We start from the raw sequence: 15,281 nt of genomic DNA, 5'->3' as shown, positions 1-15,281 counted from the left end.
AAGCGTTCAGCAGCGGGGCAGTCTCCTCCACGAGTAATTCGTCCTTGCTGATCCGGCGCGCGAAGCGGTGGGCCTTGAGGATGTTCATCGTGGACTTGCTGGTCAGGCTCCGGCCATGGATGCTCGTCACCACATTGTTTTCGCGGTACAGCCGGCCGATCACGGGGATCATGGCCTCGGCGAGAGCCTCCCGGCCCATCCACGTATCAAGACAAGAATCTGAGGTTTGTAGCATCGGGCTGCCTTTCCAAATAAGGGCCGGGTCTGTTTGAGCTTCAGCTCCGGAGATGCTCCAGGAATTTGACGGCTCCATGCTTAGGTTGTGCCGCCCTGCTGTTTTTGGCCCGATGCGATCCTGACCGGATGTCCAAGAATGCCCCTCTCCTCTCCAGCGGTGGGGCCTGGCATCCATCCTCCCGTCATTTGCAGGTAGGGGAAACGCTAATTCTGGATGGTTTTAACTACCCGTATGGGTAGTCGGGGGATACGCGTCTGCTGCAGAGCGCGGTGAGTGCATGCCGGCACGGTGATCAGGTGATTTGAACGCGGTGGTGTACAGCTCGGTGACTGTGAGTCCACCTGGCCAGGCGGGGATCAGGGCGCGGGGCGCCGGAATGTGCGGCAGGAGTATTGGAGCTCGTGTGGCGGAGGAGTCTAGACGCCGGCCTTGATCAGAAGTGCATCAACCATCATGAAGAACAGGGTGCGGGGATCAGTAGCCTTCGGGTCGGTCATGTACTGAATGGCCGCTCCGTCGTAGATCATCAGGAAGGCCCTTACCAGCGAAGGGATGGCTATGGTGCACTGATCACCGCTGCCTTGTGCCGCGGAAGAGAATATGTTCCCCAGCTCCACTTCATAGGCGGGATAGATTTTTTTGGCCAGCGGGCTGACGGCGGCATTGCGTGTTGCCCACAGAATGAGTTCGATTTCAGCAAGTATGTTAGTGGGCTCTTCCTCCAGTGCGCGCCAGTAGCCTTCGGCTACTTGTTCCACGGCCTTACGAAGTCCCAAGTGCGCCGGGACGTCGCTGGAAAAGCGGCTCAAGTTCTTGAACCAAGCCTCGGCGGCCGCGTCCATGAGCTCTTCTTTATTGCTGAAGCAATAGTGTGCCGTAGCCAAGGGGGCATTAGCCTCCTTGGCAATAGCCCGAATGGTCACCGACTGAACGCCCTCACGGCGCATAAGTTCAACTGTCGCTGAAATCAGCTGTTCTTTTCGTTCTTCTGAGGATATCCGCATAGCTCACTCTCCAATCTCCCGGTTTCGGCCCGGCAGGGACACTTCCACAAGACTATTGCTTCGGTCGTAGAAAAAGGTTCCACACCATCATCTCGAACGATTGACTTGAACGTCCGTTCGTGTCAAAGTATTGACACCGCGGTGACCTGCATCACGATGATGCGATGTCACCTAGATTCACCAGAGCGTGCCGCAAAGTAGATTCCCACTGAAGAAACGGTTAAACACAATGGTCACAACCACCCCTCAGCCCCCGACGACGGGGGAAGCGATCGACTTCTGGCCAGCGCAGTCCATGAAAGCCATGAAGGACAAATGGCAGGGTTTGCGCTGTAGGTTCATAAATTCTAATCCTGTAGGCCCATGGGACGACTTCATACTCTCCGAGTGGGAGCTGGAGGCCTGTGCCTGGGAGGACTTCCACCCCCACACCGAGACGAACTTCGTGCTGGAAGGCGAACTCCACATCGAGTCCGAAGGCGAGACTGTCATCCTGAGGCCGGGCGACTCGGCGCGCGTAAATCCCGGACGAATCGGCCGATACTGGGCACCTGTCTACGCGCGGATGGTCACCATTTACGGCCCCAACCCGGATGGTGTGGAGTCACACTCCTTCCGATACTCCGAAATCTGAGTGGTCCTAGACCGACTGAGAACAAAACCTCTATCGGCAGCAGCGACTGATAGCCCACACGAAAGGCAAGATAATGACCAACAAGACAGCCTCCATCTCAGCCCAACTCATCCGCGATGCGGGAAACATGGGGGAGCTGGACGATTGGGGCCCTTGTCCTGAAGCGGCCGGGCAGAAGATGGACACTCGCGGAAGCTACCTGTGGAAGGGCGAGAACGGTGCTGAAGCTGGCATCTGGGAATGCACTGAAGGGCACTCGCGCTGGGTACTTGAGACAAACGAATTTGTGCACGTTCTTTCAGGTTCGATGACTATCACCCCCGACGGCGGCGAGCCCGAGTTCGTTGGCCCTGGAGACACCGTCTTCATCCCTCGGGGCTGGAGCGGTAACTGGGAGCTTCACGAGACACTGCGTAAGCTCTACGTGATCTTCTGACAGCCACGAAGGCAGGCCTTCCGAGGCGAAACCGCCCCAAATCTCGAACAAACAAGAATGGCCGCCTGGATCTCGATTCCAGGCGGCCATTCCTCATTCGACGCTCAAGAGCTGTCTCGTCGTGGAGTGCACGGCAACACCAATCACACGGAGGCCACGCACCCGTCCGGACCGCGTCTTGGCGGACAATGGTTACACGCCTAAGGCAAACCGGCCCGTAATCCGCTACCACGACGGCGAACCCGTCGCCTCCGATCTGCTAGGTCCAGAATGACTGCACCGTCGATATCACCTGGAAGTTGGAGCCTTTTCCAGGTCTTCGGCATCGTTATCTGAAACGTTGTCCGAAGAGTTGGCAGTGGCTGCATCGTCGTTCCAGCGCCTCGATTCGCGCTGGGAATAAAACCAAATGGGTATGTAGAGCGACAATACGAGGAAGCCGAGCCAGGTTGAAGTCCAGCCAATTTCCTGGCTGTTCAGGTAGACCACGCCGATCAGACACAGAGGCAGATTGAACAGGCCAAAGGTCAGGGCGACGTTTTTCCAGCCCCTGGGGGCTTTGAAGGGCCTTTCCAGGGTGGCGAAGGCAGGGTGTTTTTTGGCTCTGACATAGGCGAACAGACTGATGCCGTTGGCACAGGTATAGCCAATGGCGGCGGCCGCAAGAATTGCAGCGAGGGATCCCATGGAAATCAGGACCATGTTAAATGCCGCGGTGACGAGCAAGGCAACAAAGGGAGTTCCGTGGCGATTCGTTTTGCCGAAGACCTTGGGAAGGTTCCCTTCCGTCGTCATGGAGTGCATGGCGCGGGAGGACCCCAGGTAGGCCGTTTGGATGATGAGGATCATGGCCGCGATCAGCATGATGATGGTGATGATTGAGCCGGCTTCTCCAAAGACAGCCTGGGCCACTGGGATCAGAGGCGATACAGGCTCCGCCATCACACCTTCAACACCAAGCACGCCGATTACTGCAGCTTGCACCAGTACGTATGACAGGAAGCAGATGATGCCGCAGGCAAACAGTGCTTTCGGGACATCTCTTGACGGGTTTTTGTATTCAGGGGCGTAGATGGCTGCCGTTTCCCAGCCGCAGGCACTCCACTGTGCAATCGCAAAGATGCCAAAGAGAATCAGGATGTGGTGCATGTCCCAAGCCCAGTCAGCAGGCCACCAGTTGCCGGTGATATTGGCCAGGTCAACGTGTCCGGTAGCAAAAGGCGCCATGGTAAGGATAACCAGCGGTATCAGGGATACGGCCGCCAGAACGTAACCCAGGATGGCGCCATCCTTGAGGCCGAACCAGTTGACTACGAACAGTCCGGTGAAGATCAGCAGACCTGAGATCAATGAGAGCTGATACTCGGTGAAGGTCTCGGCTAGAACCGGAAACAGCCCATGAAGGTAACCGCCGACCAGGATGGCGAAGATCGCCAGGACCGGGTTCCAGGCAAACCAGTAGCTCCAAGCGGAGAAGCCGCCGATCAGTTTGCCCTTGTCGTACTTGCCTTTGAAGTTCTCGGTGCGAAATACATGCTGCGCGAAACCTGGCAGACCGGAGGCCTTGGGAAAGGTGGTAGCCATTTCAGCATAGGCAGCGTTCTGTATGAAACCCTGGATGACCGACAACCCCCAGACGAGGATTGCTGCGGCAGCCATATACATCGGCAGGTAGCCCAACGATGGCAGTATCAGCAAGGGCACGCCCAAAGCAATGGCTAAACCCTGCTTCCAGTTGATCGACCTTTCCAGGTGACCAACGCCATCCGAAATGTTTTTACTCATAACAGTCTCCTTAGACGACAAGCGTCTGGTCTTTTAGGTTGAATAACTAGATTCGTGAGTCTGAAGTGGCTGCGAGATACATGCCATTCCGCGCGGTATATACCACCGTGAAAGGATGTGGAAAGCTCGAGGCATGCGGGCGCATATGGGCAGGCCGTACATTGGTATTTTCAAACGCTTGAGGCTCGACTAACTGCAACCGCGATCTGCAGTTGCATGTATTACCGTCGACGAGTATGAATTCTGGCGCGTGAATGTCCGCGCATTGACCTCAGGGCGGAGAGGGTTTCCGGGGTCTAAAGATGCGAAACAAGATCACGCCTGACCCGTCCGACGGTGTATTGATTCGCAGAAAGGCAGGAGCACTCATCGTTGTGCTTGAGGTTAGTCCTGCGGGGTCTTAGCCGAATTTCGAACGACTACATCGACGCGTAGGCGATTGTGTCGTCCGGGGTCGTCAGTTCGGTCGAACTGGGTGTGGCGGATTTGGCCGAAGGTGGCGTGCAGGAGTCTAAAGCTCAGATTTCGTAGTATCGGAAGGAGTGCGACTCCGCGCCATCGGGGTTGGGGCCGTAGATGGTGACCATATGGGCGTAGGTGGGTGCCCAGTATCGGCCAAGTTGTCCTGGATTTACGCGTGCTGAGTCACCGGGTCTCAGGATGACAGTCTTGCCTTCACTCTCGATGTAGAGTTCGCCTTCCAGGACGAAGTTCGTTTCGGAGTGGGGGTGGAAGTCTTCCCAGCCGCAGGCATCCAGTTCCCATTCCGAGAGTCTGAAGTCCTCCCATCGGCCTACGGGATCCGCGTTTATAAACCGGCAGCGCAATCGCGGCCATTCGTCCTTCATGGCCTTCATGGACTGCGCTGGCCAGAAGTCGATCGTTTCCCCCGTCGTCGAGGGCTGGGTGGCTGTGGCCATAGTCTTTCACCGTTCTTCAGTTGGAAGCCTGCTTAGGGAACTTTCGGTGAATCAAAAATCAGTTGCATCAACGTGATGTGGATCACTGATCTTCAATACTGTGACATTGACAACCGTCTCAGTCAATAGTCCATGAGAGGAAGATGGGACGTTTCTCAGCCGCGGATCTGAGTGTCAGTTCTCAAAAGATTCTCCTAGAAAATTTTCCTGAACGATTGACTTGCACGGCCGTTCATGTGAGAGTCAGTGGACGATCAAACGTGATTCACTTCACACCGGTACAGATCAAGGTGGAGCTCAACCGGTCCGTTGAGAATCAAGAATGTCGGATTTGCAACCATTCCTCCCGGAGCCATAACCCGGTTTCAGAGGTGACCTTCAATGCAGTCCCTTATGCGCTAAAAGCGCCATCCCTACGGCTATTTATGCCCTAAATGAACAGTTCTGAAGAACTCTTCACCCAATTCACAGGAGTAATCATGGAAACCACCCTCGTAGGAACACTCAGCAAGGCCGGATCCATCCACAAAGTGGAAGGCGGCTTTCTGGGTCTGCCGTCGATGAATGAGCCTGGGACGGTCGCTGCGATCGGTGACTCCCTTCACAACCCCGCCGGGTCTGTCATGTGCGCCGGCTTCTTCGAGCTGAAGGCCTCCGAACCCTTGGTGTACACGTACACCTACGACGAAATGAAGGTGGTCATCCAGGGTGAGTTCATCCTCACCGACCAGAGCACCGGGGAAGTGACGCACGCGAAGGAACGCGATGTGCTGTTCTTCCCCAAGGGCACCACGGTGAAGTTCGAGACCCCTGAGTATGGTCTGGGGTTCTTCGCCGGCGACCGCACCTTCGCACCCTAGGACCCACCGTGCGTTCGCTGGATGGGAGATAACCCTCTTGCGCGACGTGGCCGAAGACCGAGAGGAACAGCCCAGTACAAAGGCACCAGCCGCTACCGGAACGCGGCATCCCTTAGTTGCTGGCTTGATACGCAATCCAACTCACAACGCCGCACACCAGCGGCCCCTGAAAATTTGGAAGAGGAAAGCAGCATGACACTTCGAGTCGGAATCATCGGTGCTGGCCCCAGCGGCTTGGCACAACTGCGGGCATTCGAATCAGCACGTCAAAAAGGGGCCGACATCCCCGCAATCATGTGCTTTGAAAAACAGGACGAATGGGGCGGGCAGTGGAACAATAGCTGGCGTATTGGGCTGGATGCTCACGGCGAGCCGGTTCACTCCAGCATGTACCGCCACCTCTGGTCCAATGGGCCCAAGGAGTGCCTGGAGTTCTCGGACTACTCCTTTGACGAGCACTTTGGCCGTCCTATTTCTTCCTTCCCTCCTCGCGAGGTTCTCTTCGACTACATCAAGGGCCGTGTGGAGAAGTCCGACGTCCGCAAGTATGTCCGCTTCAATAGCGTCGCGCGGCACACCAGCTACAACGAGGCCACCCAGGAATTCACGCTGACAGTGGAGGACCTCAAAACCAACCTCACTGAAACCCACGTGTTCGACAAGCTCGTGATTGCGACCGGACACTTCTCCGTCCCTTCAGTCCCTGAGTTCAAGGGCATAAAGACTTTCCCGGGCGAAGTCCTGCACGCCCATGATTTCCGCGGAGCCGAGCGGTTTTATGGCAAGAAGTTGCTCATGATCGGCAGCAGTTACTCCGCAGAGGACATTGGCATGCAGGCCCACAAAATGGGTGCGGCGTCCATCGCCCTGAGCTACCGCACGACCTCAATGGGCTATGACTGGCCGGAGAATACTGTGGAGCGCCCGCTTGTCACCCACTTCCAAGGCCGCACCGCACACTTTAGTGACGGCACCCAAGGTGAATTCGACGCCGTCGTGCTTTGCACCGGATACCAGCACAAGTATCCGTACCTGCCCAGCGAGCTGTCACTGAAGTCGTCGAACGTGCTGTACCCGGGCAACCTCTACAAGGGCGTGGTGTGGCAGCAGAACACTAACCTGTTCTACCTGGGTGCGCAGGACCAGTACTACACATTCAACATGTTCGACGCGCAGGCCTGGTTTGCCCGCGACGTCATGACCGGCGTAATTGAGCTGCCGTCCCTTGCTGAGCGCCAAAAGGACATCGCAGCCTGGCTTGAGCGCCAGGCCGTGCTGCCAAATCACGATGCCGAGGCCGATTTCCAGACGGACTACCTGCGGGAGCTCATCGATGCGACGGATTACCCGTCCTTCGACCTGGACGCTGTTTGCCAGTTGTTCAAGGACTGGATGCACCACAAGAAGACGGACATTCTGGGATACCGCGACATGCTCCACCGCTCCGTGGTCACCGGCACAATGGCGACCAAGCACCACACCCGCTGGATCAACGCCATGGACGACTCCATGGAGCGGTACTTGGACGGCCCGTCGCAGGATGTGGACACCGGCTCGCCTGCCGCTGTGGCCGACATCTTGGCCGCGAGGTAACTACAGGCATCCCCGTGGGCCAATCTGGAAAGGTTCTAGATTCTGGCAGGCTGTCCTGACCATTTGGAGGGCTTCCGGCGCTCCGGACCGTATCCTGGCTGTTGCATTGACAGCCAGGATACGGTCTTCGGTGGTAACAAAATCCAGCCTGGGCGATGAAGATGTTGCTTCATCTCGGCTTGCCGAGCAATAGTCTTTAGTAGGCGTCCGTGCGGGGGTAACCGTGGAGAGTGGAGAGTGGTCTATGCGGGTTTCCGCTTCGGAACGAAAAGAACAGCTGATTTCAGCGACAGTTGAACTTATGCGCCGTGAGGGCGTTCAGTCGGTGACTATGCGGGCCATTGCCAAGGAGGCTAATGCTCCATTGGCTACGGCACATTATTGCTTTAGCGATAAAGACGAACTCATGGACAAGGCCGCCGAGGCTTGGTTAAAGAACCTGAGCCGCTTTTCCAGTGACGTCCCGGTCCACCTGGGTCTGCGTAAGGCTGTGGAACAAGTGGCCGAGGGCTACTGGCGCGCATTGGAGGAAGAGCCGGCAAGCATACTTGCTGAGATCGAACTCATTCTGTGGGCAACACGCAATGCCGCCGTCAGCCCGCTGGCTGCGAAAATCTATCCCGCCTATGAAGTGGAGCTGGGAAACATATTTTCTTCCGCCGCCCAGAGCAGCGGGGATCAGTGCCTCATAGGCTTTGCCACGCTGGTGAGGCTCTTTCTGATGATTTACGACGGAGCGGCCATTCAATACATGACCGACCCGAAGGCCACCGATCACAGCGCCCAGTTCTTCATGATGGTTGATGCACTTCTGATCAAAGCCGGCGTCTAGGGGGTGTTTCCTCCGACGGGCGAAACAGCCGCGACCTCAACCTCAACCCCTGCGTACCGGAACGTCGGCACCTGACCGCGTCGGCACCTGACCGCGTCGGCGCCGTCGTCCGTCATCAACGTCCACGGCAGCGCCAGCCGCGGCCAGGCAGCCCACCTCGATGCTGCTCTGCTCCGAGCCCCCCAGGAAGCCCACAAGCTGATGTACGTCAAGGCGGCCACCCCCTAGTCTTGGCACATGACAACAACGGCCAACGCCATCACAGCCCTTGTTACAGGCGCCACCGCCGGCCTGGGTGCGGAGTTCGCCCGCCAGCTCGCGCAGGACGGCCACCACCTTGTCCTCGTGGCCCGCGACGCCGGCCGCCTGCAGGCGGCGGCAGACGTCCTGGAGCGCGATTACAGCATCACGGCTGAGGTGCTGCCCGCGGACCTGACGGACGACGCCGGGGTGGCCGCCGTCGTCGGGCGCCTCACGGACCCCGCGCGGCCGGTTGAAGTCCTGGTGAACAATGCCGGAATCGGGTTGCTGCATTCCTTCGAAAACAACTCTTTGGAGGATGAGCGGAGGCACCTGCGCCTGCACGTGCAGACCCCCATGGAACTCTGCCATGCCGCGCTGCAGGGGATGCTGGAGCGGCACTCCGGCAGGATCATCAACGTGGCCAGCGTAGCCGCCTTTGCCAACCGGGGCAGCTACTCGGCCGCGAAGGCCTGGCAAGTCACCTTCAGCCGCTGGGCCAACCTGGCGTATGGGCCCAGCGGCGTGCATGTGACGGCACTGTGTCCCGGATTCACGCACACCGAATTCCACGACCGCATGGGCATGGACAAGTCGGTGGCCCCGCGCTGGATGTGGCTGCGGGCGGACTGGGTGGTCCGGGACGGCCTGGCAGACAATGCCCGCGGGAAGGGCGTCTCGATCCCCACCAAACGCTACAAACTGGTGGCCGCCATTGCGCGCGTGCTGCCGGCGCGGTTTACTTCAGGGCCGCCGCGGCGCCCGAAGCAGTACCCTTCCGCCGTACCCTGACGGCTGAGGGCGGACAGCCACCACCACGACGATACCGATCACGGCGCCCACGAAGGTTTCCACCGCGCGCTCCATGACGAGCAGGCCCGGATCCGCGGGCGCGGCGAGCTGGGTCATGAGCAGGATCACCGGCGTGAAGAACACCATGGCCCAGCCGTAATGCCGCGCCATGAAGAGCTCGGTGGGGAACTGGAAGCCGATCACCAGCAGCGCCAGCACGGCGGCGGTATGGCCCGGGAAATACTGCAGCGGGGACAGAGGCCCCGGGAAGAGCACGACGGCGACAATCGCCAGACCGATGAACGTCCCCACGATCCGGTGGATCCCGCGGTGGACCCGGCTGGGCAGGTCCGCACCGGCGAGCGGCACGGCGGCTGCGGCCATGGCCCAGTGCGGGTGGCCGCTGCCGCTGAGCACCCCCAAGGCGCCGGCGGCACCGACGGCCAGTACATAGCGGGCGGCGTGGACCAGTGCGGCCTGCCGGAGTTCACCGCGCAGACGCGGAACATCACGGACGGCGCCGGGCTGCCAGGCCCGGACCCGCAGCCAGCCGGCGAAGCCCACCAGGATCGAGAACGCGGCCGAGGCCGCGCCGATCAGCACCGCCGTCAGGAACGGAACACTCGTGGGGACCGAGGCGCAGGCGCCCAAGGCCAGGATGCCGAAGAAGGGCCCGTTCGGTTTGAGCCGTACTTTGTCGGAAAAGAGGGAACCAGCACCCGCCAGCAGGGCCTCCACCAGCACCAGCCACCAGGACTGGAGGTGGTTGGCGGACAGGAACACGCCCACCGTGATGCCGCTGATGAGGACGAGCGCAGCCTGGGCCTGGTGCTTGAGGCGCAGCTGGTGGGATTCCGAGCGTCCGTACATGCCGGTCAGGGCGCCGAATACCGCGTACATGGTGAGCTCCGGGCGGCCGATGGCCAGGAGGACCAGGGAAGGCACGGCCACGCTGAGGGCAACCCGCACGGCCGAGAGCCGGTCGTTGTTCGCCGGGCCCAGCGCATGCAGGGAGCGGGCATGGGCCATGACTCTGCGCACAGCCAACACCACCTATCCGTCCAAACCCTCCTTCGAAAATTAGCAGAAGCCCGGAACGGCCACCATTAGCTGGGTCACAGGGCGCAGTCTAGGGCGGGCCTGGGAAGGGCAGTGTCTGGCAGGATCGAGGGATGCCTGTGTCCTTTGTTTGCCGCACCCATTCACCACTGGAACCCCAGCAGCTGTTCGACCTCTCCCGGAGCGTCGATGCGCACGTGGGATCAATGGCGCGGTCCAAGGAGCGGGCCATCGCCGGCGTGGTGACCGGGCTCCTGGAATGGGGCGACCAGGTGACCTGGCGGGCCTGGCATTTCGGGGTGCCGATCCGCATGACCAGCCGGATCACGCAGATGGACGCGCCGTCGTCGTTCACGGACGAGCAGCTCAGCGGGCCGTTCCGCTACTTCCGGCACACCCACGAATTCCTGCCCGACGGCGGCGGCACCCTCATGATCGACCGTGTCGCCTTCGCGGCGCCTTTCGGTCCCCTGGGGCGTCTGGCGGAGAAGCTGTTCCTGGGACGGTACCTTCGGCGGCTTATCGAATGGCGGAACGCGTTTCTGGCCGGGCACGGTGCGGACGCCTGACCAGGATCCGGCATGCGGCCCAGGCCTCAGCCCCGTCCAGCCTCAGCCCAGTCCTGCTTCCGCCAAAATGGCGGGTCTGGCTCCGAGGCTGAGCAGCCGGGCCGCGATGGCGGTGCGCGCCTGCTCGTAGGGGACGCGGGAGCCGTGCAGCAGGGAGCGGGTGTTTGATTCGTTGAAGAGGGCGTTGATCTCGAAGGCCAATTGCTCGGCGTCCGTGAGTTCCGGGAGCTCGCCTTGCTCCATGGCGTATCCAATGGATACGCCGAGGTAGCCGTCCCACGTGGCGAGGGCGCGGATGAGGCCGTCACGCACCGGCCCGGGCTTCGAGTCGCATTCCACCGATGCTGCCAGGAAGAAGCACCCTCCCTCGAACACGCGGTCAGCGGAGTAACCGAGCCAGAGGCGTACCAGGGCGCAGACTCTGCGGAGGCCGCGCGGGTAGGCCCGGGCGGGCTCGATCACGGCTTCCGCAAATACGGCACTGGCGGCCTCGATGGTGGCCAGCTGCAGCTGCTCCTTTGAGCCGAACAGGGCAGCAACGCCGCTCTTGCTCGCCGAAACGTCGCTGGCCAGGCGACCGATGGTCAATCCCTCGAGACCATCCACTGAGGCGATGTCGATGGCGCGGGCCAGCACCGTGCGGCGGGATTCGTCGCCCCGGGCTTTCCTTCCATCCATCTGTTGCATGCTCCCAGTTTAGTAGTACGATCGTTCGTATAGATATTAGAACGATCGTGCGTATTGTTTGATTCCCGCGTACGCCCGACTCCGATCGAAGCAGCCGCCCGCAAGGAGTCCACAATGTCCATGACTCTTACTGCCGCCCGCGCCGTGCTTGCGGCCGCAGGGCGCCTGTCCCCGCGGCTCGCAGCCGAACTCGCCTTTCCGCTTTTCATGCGCGTCGGTCGCTGCGTCCCGGTGCGCGACGAGGACCGTGCCACGCACGATTCCGCCAGCCGCCGTGACATCACCGTGGATGGAAAGCGTGTTGCCGTGTATGAGTGGGGTCGCGGCAGCAAGACGGTGTTGCTGGTGCATGGCTGGCACGGCCGTGCTTCCCAATTCGCGACGCTAGTGCGGGAACTGCGAGCCGAGGGCCTTGCGGTGGTGGCATTCGACGCCCCTGCTAACGGCGACTCACAGGGGCGCGGCACCTACATCCTCCACTACATGGAGGCCATCCGGCAGCTGCAGCCCGACGGGGGGTTCCATGCGATCGTGGCCCACTCCTTTGGCGTCCTCGCCGCGCTCTCGGCCGTCAGCGAGGGCGTCGAAGCGCACCGCATGGTGGGCATTGCCGGTGTCTCCGACGCCAGCTACCTGGTGGACAGCTTCGCCGCCCAGCTTGCGCTCCGGTCCGGTGCCACCGCGGCGTTGCGGCAGGTCTTTCAGCGCCGTGTCTTCCCGGAAGGGCCCGACATCTTCGAGCGCTTCTCCGGCGTGCGCAACCCGTTGCCGGCAGGCGTCCCACTGCTCCTGGTCCACGATGAGGCGGACGCAGTGGTGTCCCCAGATCAGTCACAGCGCCTGGCCGAGGCGCACGTGGGGCGTTCGGAGCTGCTGGCTGGGAGGGCGCTGGGCCACACCCGCATCCTGGCTGCTGACCTGACCCTTGAGGCAGTCACCCGCTTTGTCGTCGAAGCCGAACCGGCGCCCAGGCCCCTGGCGGCCAGCTCCACCTCGTAGCCGTCGCTGTTCACGAGTCATCACACCCGCAAGCGCGACTGTACTTCTAGCCGGCTTTGACGGCCACGATCATTTCGACCTCCACCGCGGCCCCCAGCGGCAGGGACGCTACACCGATGGCCAGCCGCGCGTGCTCGCCGGCGTCACCGAGGCGGGCCAGGACGACGTCGGAGGCTGCATCCATGACAGCGGCCTGCGCCGTGAAGTCCGAGGCCGAGGCGACGTAGCCGTTGAGCTTGACGACGAAGTCGACGTTCTCCAGCGAGCCGAGTTCGGCTTCCACCACGGCCAGGCAGTTGTTGGCACAGGCCTCGGCGGCCTCACGGGCCTGGTCCACGGTCACGGTGGCACCAACAATTCCGGTCGCCACGAGCTCGCCGCCGGCCAAGGGCAGCTGCCCGGAGACGAAAAGCAGGTTCCCGGAGCGGCGGACAGGAACAAACGCCTTGCGGGCGGCGGTGGTTGAAGTCGTCATGGTGACCTTCTCTCTGAGGTTGGGCAGCGTCTGCGGCGACGGCTACGCCACTTCTTGGATTTCGTTCAGGTAGTTGTAGATGGTGAAGCGGGAAACCTGCAGGGCTGCGGCAACGGTTTCCGTGGCGTCCTTGACGAGGAAGAACCCGGCCTTCTGCAGATCGGAGACAACGGCCACCTTGTGTTCCTTGCGCATGAGTTCCACTGGCACGCCGGTCTTCTCAATGGCCCGGCGGATCAGGAAGGACGCCAGTTCTTCAACATCCCGCGGGAAGTATTCGGAGCTTGACGGGCGATGGGTTCCCGCCTCGCTGCTTGACGCCGCTTGCTGCGGCGCCCGCCGAGGGAGGGCGCCGGGGCCCACCATGTAGCCGTCCAGGATGGCCCGCGCGGCAAGCCACGATGAGACGTCCGAGTTCAGGCAGAGTGCCGCGGCCGCCTTGCCCGCGGAGTCCCGGAACAGGATGGTGGTGCAGCGCAGTTGCCGGCCATCCGGCAGGGAGGACGCATAGCCGATCTGGTGCTCAAGCCTGCCCTGGGCCACATGCTCCAGGAGAAAGTCCGTGGGCGGGTCACCGACCTGGCGGCCCGTGACATTGCCGGCGATCGCACGGACCGTGTTCGGCACCCGGGTGAGGTCATGAAGGACAACCTCCACGGGCTGGGGAAGGGCGCTCTGCAGCGGCTCCACCAGCACCTCCAGGACAGTGTTGATCGTCTCGGCATCCAAACCGGACAGGCGGCCGGCAAGCCCTGCCAGCCCGGCGCCGTCGTCGTGCGAAAGTCCGGATACGTTAGCTGGCAGCATGGGTGGCTTCTTTCCAAGTGGTGGTGGAGGCGAATTCCGGCACGTACTCCTGGCCTCGGACGAGAACCGCCAGGATGTTCCGTAGCACGCCCAGATCGGACAGGGGATTGCCGTTGACCACGATCATATCCACCTGCTTTCCCGCGGCAAGGCTTCCCGTGACGCCGTCCAGCCCCAGTGACTCCGCTGCGGTGATGGTGGCCGAGGCCAGCACTTCGCCGTTGCTCATTCCGAGGCTGGCCATGGCTTCCAGGCCGGCAACATATTCAACGTGCGGTGTGTCATTGATGCCGGAGTCGGTGCCGGCAACCACCTTGACCCCCTGGTCCAGGAGCTCGCGGAGCATCTTCGGCGCTACCGGCCGCCCTGACGTGATGTAGGGAACCCAGCCCAGTCCCAGGGTCTTGCACACGTAGATACCCTTCGCCGCGGCCGCCGCGATGAGCTCGGGGTCCTCCTTCATGTTGCCGGCGCTGTCCTGGAAGGTGAAGTGTTCCAGGCTGTCCACCCCGGCCACGATGGAGCGGCGGATGCCTTCCGTGCCATGCGCATGGGACGCGACCTTCATTCCGTACCTGTGCGCTTCGTCGACGATCGCGCTCAGTTCCTCCTGGGAGTACTGCGGTTCCGAGGGCCGTGTCCCGGCGGTCATGTTGCCGCCGGTGGACATGATCTTGATGGTGTCTGCGCCGGCCTTGCGCGCCTCCCGCACCCGCTTGCGGACTTCGTCGACGCCGTCGGCCTCGGCCCCGAAGAACCAGCAGTGTCCGCCGGTGACCGTCAGGGGAGCGTTGGCAGTGACCATCCGCGGGCCACGCGCCAGCCCGTCGCGGATGGCGTCCCTGACCGTGATGTCCAGGAGGCCCGGCGCTCCAAGGTCGCGGGCCGTGGTGACGCCGGCGCTCAGCAATTCGCGTGCACTCTTGAACATGATGGCCAGCTGGCGTGCAGCGTCCACGCTGCGGACCACGCCCACGGGGTCGGGGCTTCCGTCGAAGGCCAGGTGGACATGGGTGTCGATCAAGCCCGGCAGAACGGTGGCGTCGGGGCCGAAGTCGCGGCGCTTTGCCTCGGGGGCGATGCGGCCGGCGTCGAAGTCGGCAACAGTGCCCACCCACAGGATCTGCTCGCCGTCGAACAGCACCCCCGCCTCGTGCAGTACTTCATCCGCCTGCTCGGTGATGACAGTCCCTGCGCTGTAGAACTCCGCCATGGTGATCGCCTTCCTGTTGTGCTTCGTTGCATCCGCCCGGCCCGGGCCGGAGGATCGATCCGTTTCAACGCTCTGTGGCAAGATTTGCACGACCGGTTGAAGTAGTCAACCGGAAGGTTCAAATCCCCGCGGAATCCT

At 61.5% G+C, this 15,281-nt stretch carries 16 protein-coding genes and 1 pseudogene; 8 read left to right on the top strand and 9 right to left on the bottom strand.

Annotation, left to right across the window (positions count from 1 at the left end; translation table 11 throughout):
* Positions 1-199 (bottom strand): annotated as a pseudogene (locus J1902_RS15385) (glyceraldehyde-3-phosphate dehydrogenase); the annotation flags it as partial.
* Positions 200-654: 455 nt separating this feature from the next.
* A complete protein-coding gene (locus J1902_RS15380; RefSeq protein ID WP_207617181.1) occupies positions 655-1,242 on the bottom strand; it encodes a TetR/AcrR family transcriptional regulator in 588 nt (195 codons plus the stop codon).
* Positions 1,243-1,471: 229 nt separating this feature from the next.
* On the opposite strand from J1902_RS15380, the gene J1902_RS15375 reads away from it, so the two are divergent.
* Together J1902_RS15375 and J1902_RS15370 are read left to right on the top strand one after the other, a co-directional pair.
* Positions 1,472-1,876 carry a cupin domain-containing protein gene (locus tag J1902_RS15375; protein ID WP_242702066.1) on the top strand — a complete coding sequence of 135 codons (405 nt, stop codon included), beginning with the start codon at positions 1,472-1,474 and terminating at the stop codon, positions 1,874-1,876.
* Positions 1,877-1,949: 73 nt separating this feature from the next.
* Positions 1,950-2,312, top strand: a complete 363-nt coding sequence (locus J1902_RS15370) for a cupin domain-containing protein (RefSeq protein WP_207617180.1) — start codon at positions 1,950-1,952, stop codon at positions 2,310-2,312.
* Positions 2,313-2,600: 288 nt separating this feature from the next.
* Here J1902_RS15370 and J1902_RS15365 read toward each other — a convergent pair whose 3' ends face one another.
* Together J1902_RS15365 and J1902_RS15360 are read right to left on the bottom strand one after the other, a co-directional pair.
* Entirely contained in the window at positions 2,601-4,097 is a 1,497-nt protein-coding gene (locus J1902_RS15365) for an APC family permease (protein WP_207617179.1), read from the bottom strand.
* Positions 4,098-4,615: 518 nt separating this feature from the next.
* Positions 4,616-5,017, bottom strand: a complete 402-nt coding sequence (locus J1902_RS15360) for a cupin domain-containing protein (protein WP_242702065.1) — start codon at positions 5,015-5,017, stop codon at positions 4,616-4,618.
* Between the two features lie 479 nt (positions 5,018-5,496).
* On the opposite strand from J1902_RS15360, the gene J1902_RS15355 reads away from it, so the two are divergent.
* The 4 genes from J1902_RS15355 to J1902_RS15340 all read left to right on the top strand — a co-directional run bounded on the left by J1902_RS15355 (position 5,497) and on the right by J1902_RS15340 (position 9,334).
* The gene (locus tag J1902_RS15355; protein WP_207617178.1) at positions 5,497-5,877 is read left to right on the top strand and encodes a cupin domain-containing protein; all 381 of its coding nucleotides are present in this window, start codon (positions 5,497-5,499) and stop codon (positions 5,875-5,877) included.
* 174 nt (positions 5,878-6,051) lie between these two features.
* Positions 6,052-7,470 (top strand): trimethylamine monooxygenase, encoded by a 1,419-nt coding sequence (locus J1902_RS15350; RefSeq protein ID WP_307794468.1) that lies wholly within the window; start codon positions 6,052-6,054, stop codon positions 7,468-7,470.
* A 244-nt stretch (positions 7,471-7,714) separates the two neighbouring features.
* Complete coding sequence (locus J1902_RS15345; RefSeq protein WP_207617177.1) at positions 7,715-8,302, top strand: TetR/AcrR family transcriptional regulator; 588 nt, start codon at positions 7,715-7,717, stop codon at positions 8,300-8,302.
* Positions 8,303-8,539: 237 nt separating this feature from the next.
* Positions 8,540-9,334, top strand: coding sequence for an SDR family NAD(P)-dependent oxidoreductase (locus J1902_RS15340; protein ID WP_207617176.1), 795 nt, complete (start codon positions 8,540-8,542; stop codon positions 9,332-9,334).
* Here the strand turns inward: J1902_RS15340 and J1902_RS15335 are convergent.
* Positions 9,287-10,375 (bottom strand): FUSC family protein, encoded by a 1,089-nt coding sequence (locus J1902_RS15335; RefSeq protein WP_372434566.1) that lies wholly within the window; start codon positions 10,373-10,375, stop codon positions 9,287-9,289. The genes J1902_RS15340 and J1902_RS15335 overlap by 48 nt on opposite strands.
* A gap of 131 nt (positions 10,376-10,506) precedes the next feature.
* On the opposite strand from J1902_RS15335, the gene J1902_RS15330 reads away from it, so the two are divergent.
* Positions 10,507-10,962 carry an SRPBCC family protein gene (locus tag J1902_RS15330; protein WP_207617175.1) on the top strand — a complete coding sequence of 152 codons (456 nt, stop codon included), beginning with the start codon at positions 10,507-10,509 and terminating at the stop codon, positions 10,960-10,962.
* Between the two features lie 42 nt (positions 10,963-11,004).
* Here the strand turns inward: J1902_RS15330 and J1902_RS15325 are convergent, their stop codons facing one another.
* The gene (locus tag J1902_RS15325; protein WP_207617174.1) at positions 11,005-11,649 is read right to left on the bottom strand and encodes a TetR/AcrR family transcriptional regulator; all 645 of its coding nucleotides are present in this window, start codon (positions 11,647-11,649) and stop codon (positions 11,005-11,007) included.
* Between the two features lie 120 nt (positions 11,650-11,769).
* Here J1902_RS15325 and J1902_RS15320 point away from each other — a divergent pair, with 120 nt between their 5' ends.
* Positions 11,770-12,648 (top strand): alpha/beta hydrolase, encoded by an 879-nt coding sequence (locus tag J1902_RS15320; RefSeq protein WP_207617173.1) that lies wholly within the window; start codon positions 11,770-11,772, stop codon positions 12,646-12,648.
* 46 nt (positions 12,649-12,694) lie between these two features.
* On the opposite strand, the gene J1902_RS15315 is transcribed toward J1902_RS15320, so the two are convergent.
* Genes J1902_RS15315 through J1902_RS15305 form a run of 3 tightly spaced genes read right to left on the bottom strand, consistent with a single transcriptional unit; the run spans position 12,695 to position 15,143 of the window.
* Positions 12,695-13,123 (bottom strand): RidA family protein, encoded by a 429-nt coding sequence (locus J1902_RS15315; RefSeq protein ID WP_207617172.1) that lies wholly within the window; start codon positions 13,121-13,123, stop codon positions 12,695-12,697.
* Positions 13,124-13,165: 42 nt separating this feature from the next.
* Positions 13,166-13,930, bottom strand: coding sequence for a helix-turn-helix transcriptional regulator (locus J1902_RS15310; protein WP_207617171.1), 765 nt, complete (start codon positions 13,928-13,930; stop codon positions 13,166-13,168).
* Positions 13,917-15,143 carry a metal-dependent hydrolase family protein gene (locus J1902_RS15305; protein ID WP_207617170.1) on the bottom strand — a complete coding sequence of 409 codons (1,227 nt, stop codon included), beginning with the start codon at positions 15,141-15,143 and terminating at the stop codon, positions 13,917-13,919. The genes J1902_RS15310 and J1902_RS15305 overlap by 14 nt, the downstream gene beginning before the upstream one ends.
* Positions 15,144-15,281: the final 138 nt, after the last annotated feature.

It is taken from the genome of Arthrobacter cavernae (assembly GCF_017368795.1).
In the GTDB taxonomy this organism is placed as follows: Bacteria; Actinomycetota; Actinomycetes; order Actinomycetales; family Micrococcaceae; genus Arthrobacter; species Arthrobacter cavernae.
The sequence above is the reverse complement of the archived record's forward strand: the minus strand, read 5'-3'. Positions and strand labels throughout refer to the sequence as shown.

Coding starts and splice junctions, on each gene's coding strand:
- J1902_RS15375 (WP_242702066.1), top strand. CDS start 1,472: ATGGTCACAACCACCCCTCAGCCCCCGACGACGGGGGAAGCGATCGAC.
- J1902_RS15380 (WP_207617181.1), bottom strand. CDS start 1,242: ATGCGGATATCCTCAGAAGAACGAAAAGAACAGCTGATTTCAGCGACA.
- J1902_RS15370 (WP_207617180.1), top strand. CDS start 1,950: ATGACCAACAAGACAGCCTCCATCTCAGCCCAACTCATCCGCGATGCG.
- J1902_RS15320 (WP_207617173.1), top strand. CDS start 11,770: ATGACTCTTACTGCCGCCCGCGCCGTGCTTGCGGCCGCAGGGCGCCTG.
- J1902_RS15325 (WP_207617174.1), bottom strand. CDS start 11,649: ATGCAACAGATGGATGGAAGGAAAGCCCGGGGCGACGAATCCCGCCGC.
- J1902_RS15330 (WP_207617175.1), top strand. CDS start 10,507: ATGCCTGTGTCCTTTGTTTGCCGCACCCATTCACCACTGGAACCCCAG.
- J1902_RS15340 (WP_207617176.1), top strand. CDS start 8,540: ATGACAACAACGGCCAACGCCATCACAGCCCTTGTTACAGGCGCCACC.
- J1902_RS15360 (WP_242702065.1), bottom strand. CDS start 5,017: ATGGCCACAGCCACCCAGCCCTCGACGACGGGGGAAACGATCGACTTC.
- J1902_RS15315 (WP_207617172.1), bottom strand. CDS start 13,123: ATGACGACTTCAACCACCGCCGCCCGCAAGGCGTTTGTTCCTGTCCGC.
- J1902_RS15355 (WP_207617178.1), top strand. CDS start 5,497: ATGGAAACCACCCTCGTAGGAACACTCAGCAAGGCCGGATCCATCCAC.
- J1902_RS15305 (WP_207617170.1), bottom strand. CDS start 15,143: ATGGCGGAGTTCTACAGCGCAGGGACTGTCATCACCGAGCAGGCGGAT.
- J1902_RS15345 (WP_207617177.1), top strand. CDS start 7,715: ATGCGGGTTTCCGCTTCGGAACGAAAAGAACAGCTGATTTCAGCGACA.
- J1902_RS15365 (WP_207617179.1), bottom strand. CDS start 4,097: ATGAGTAAAAACATTTCGGATGGCGTTGGTCACCTGGAAAGGTCGATC.
- J1902_RS15310 (WP_207617171.1), bottom strand. CDS start 13,930: ATGCTGCCAGCTAACGTATCCGGACTTTCGCACGACGACGGCGCCGGG.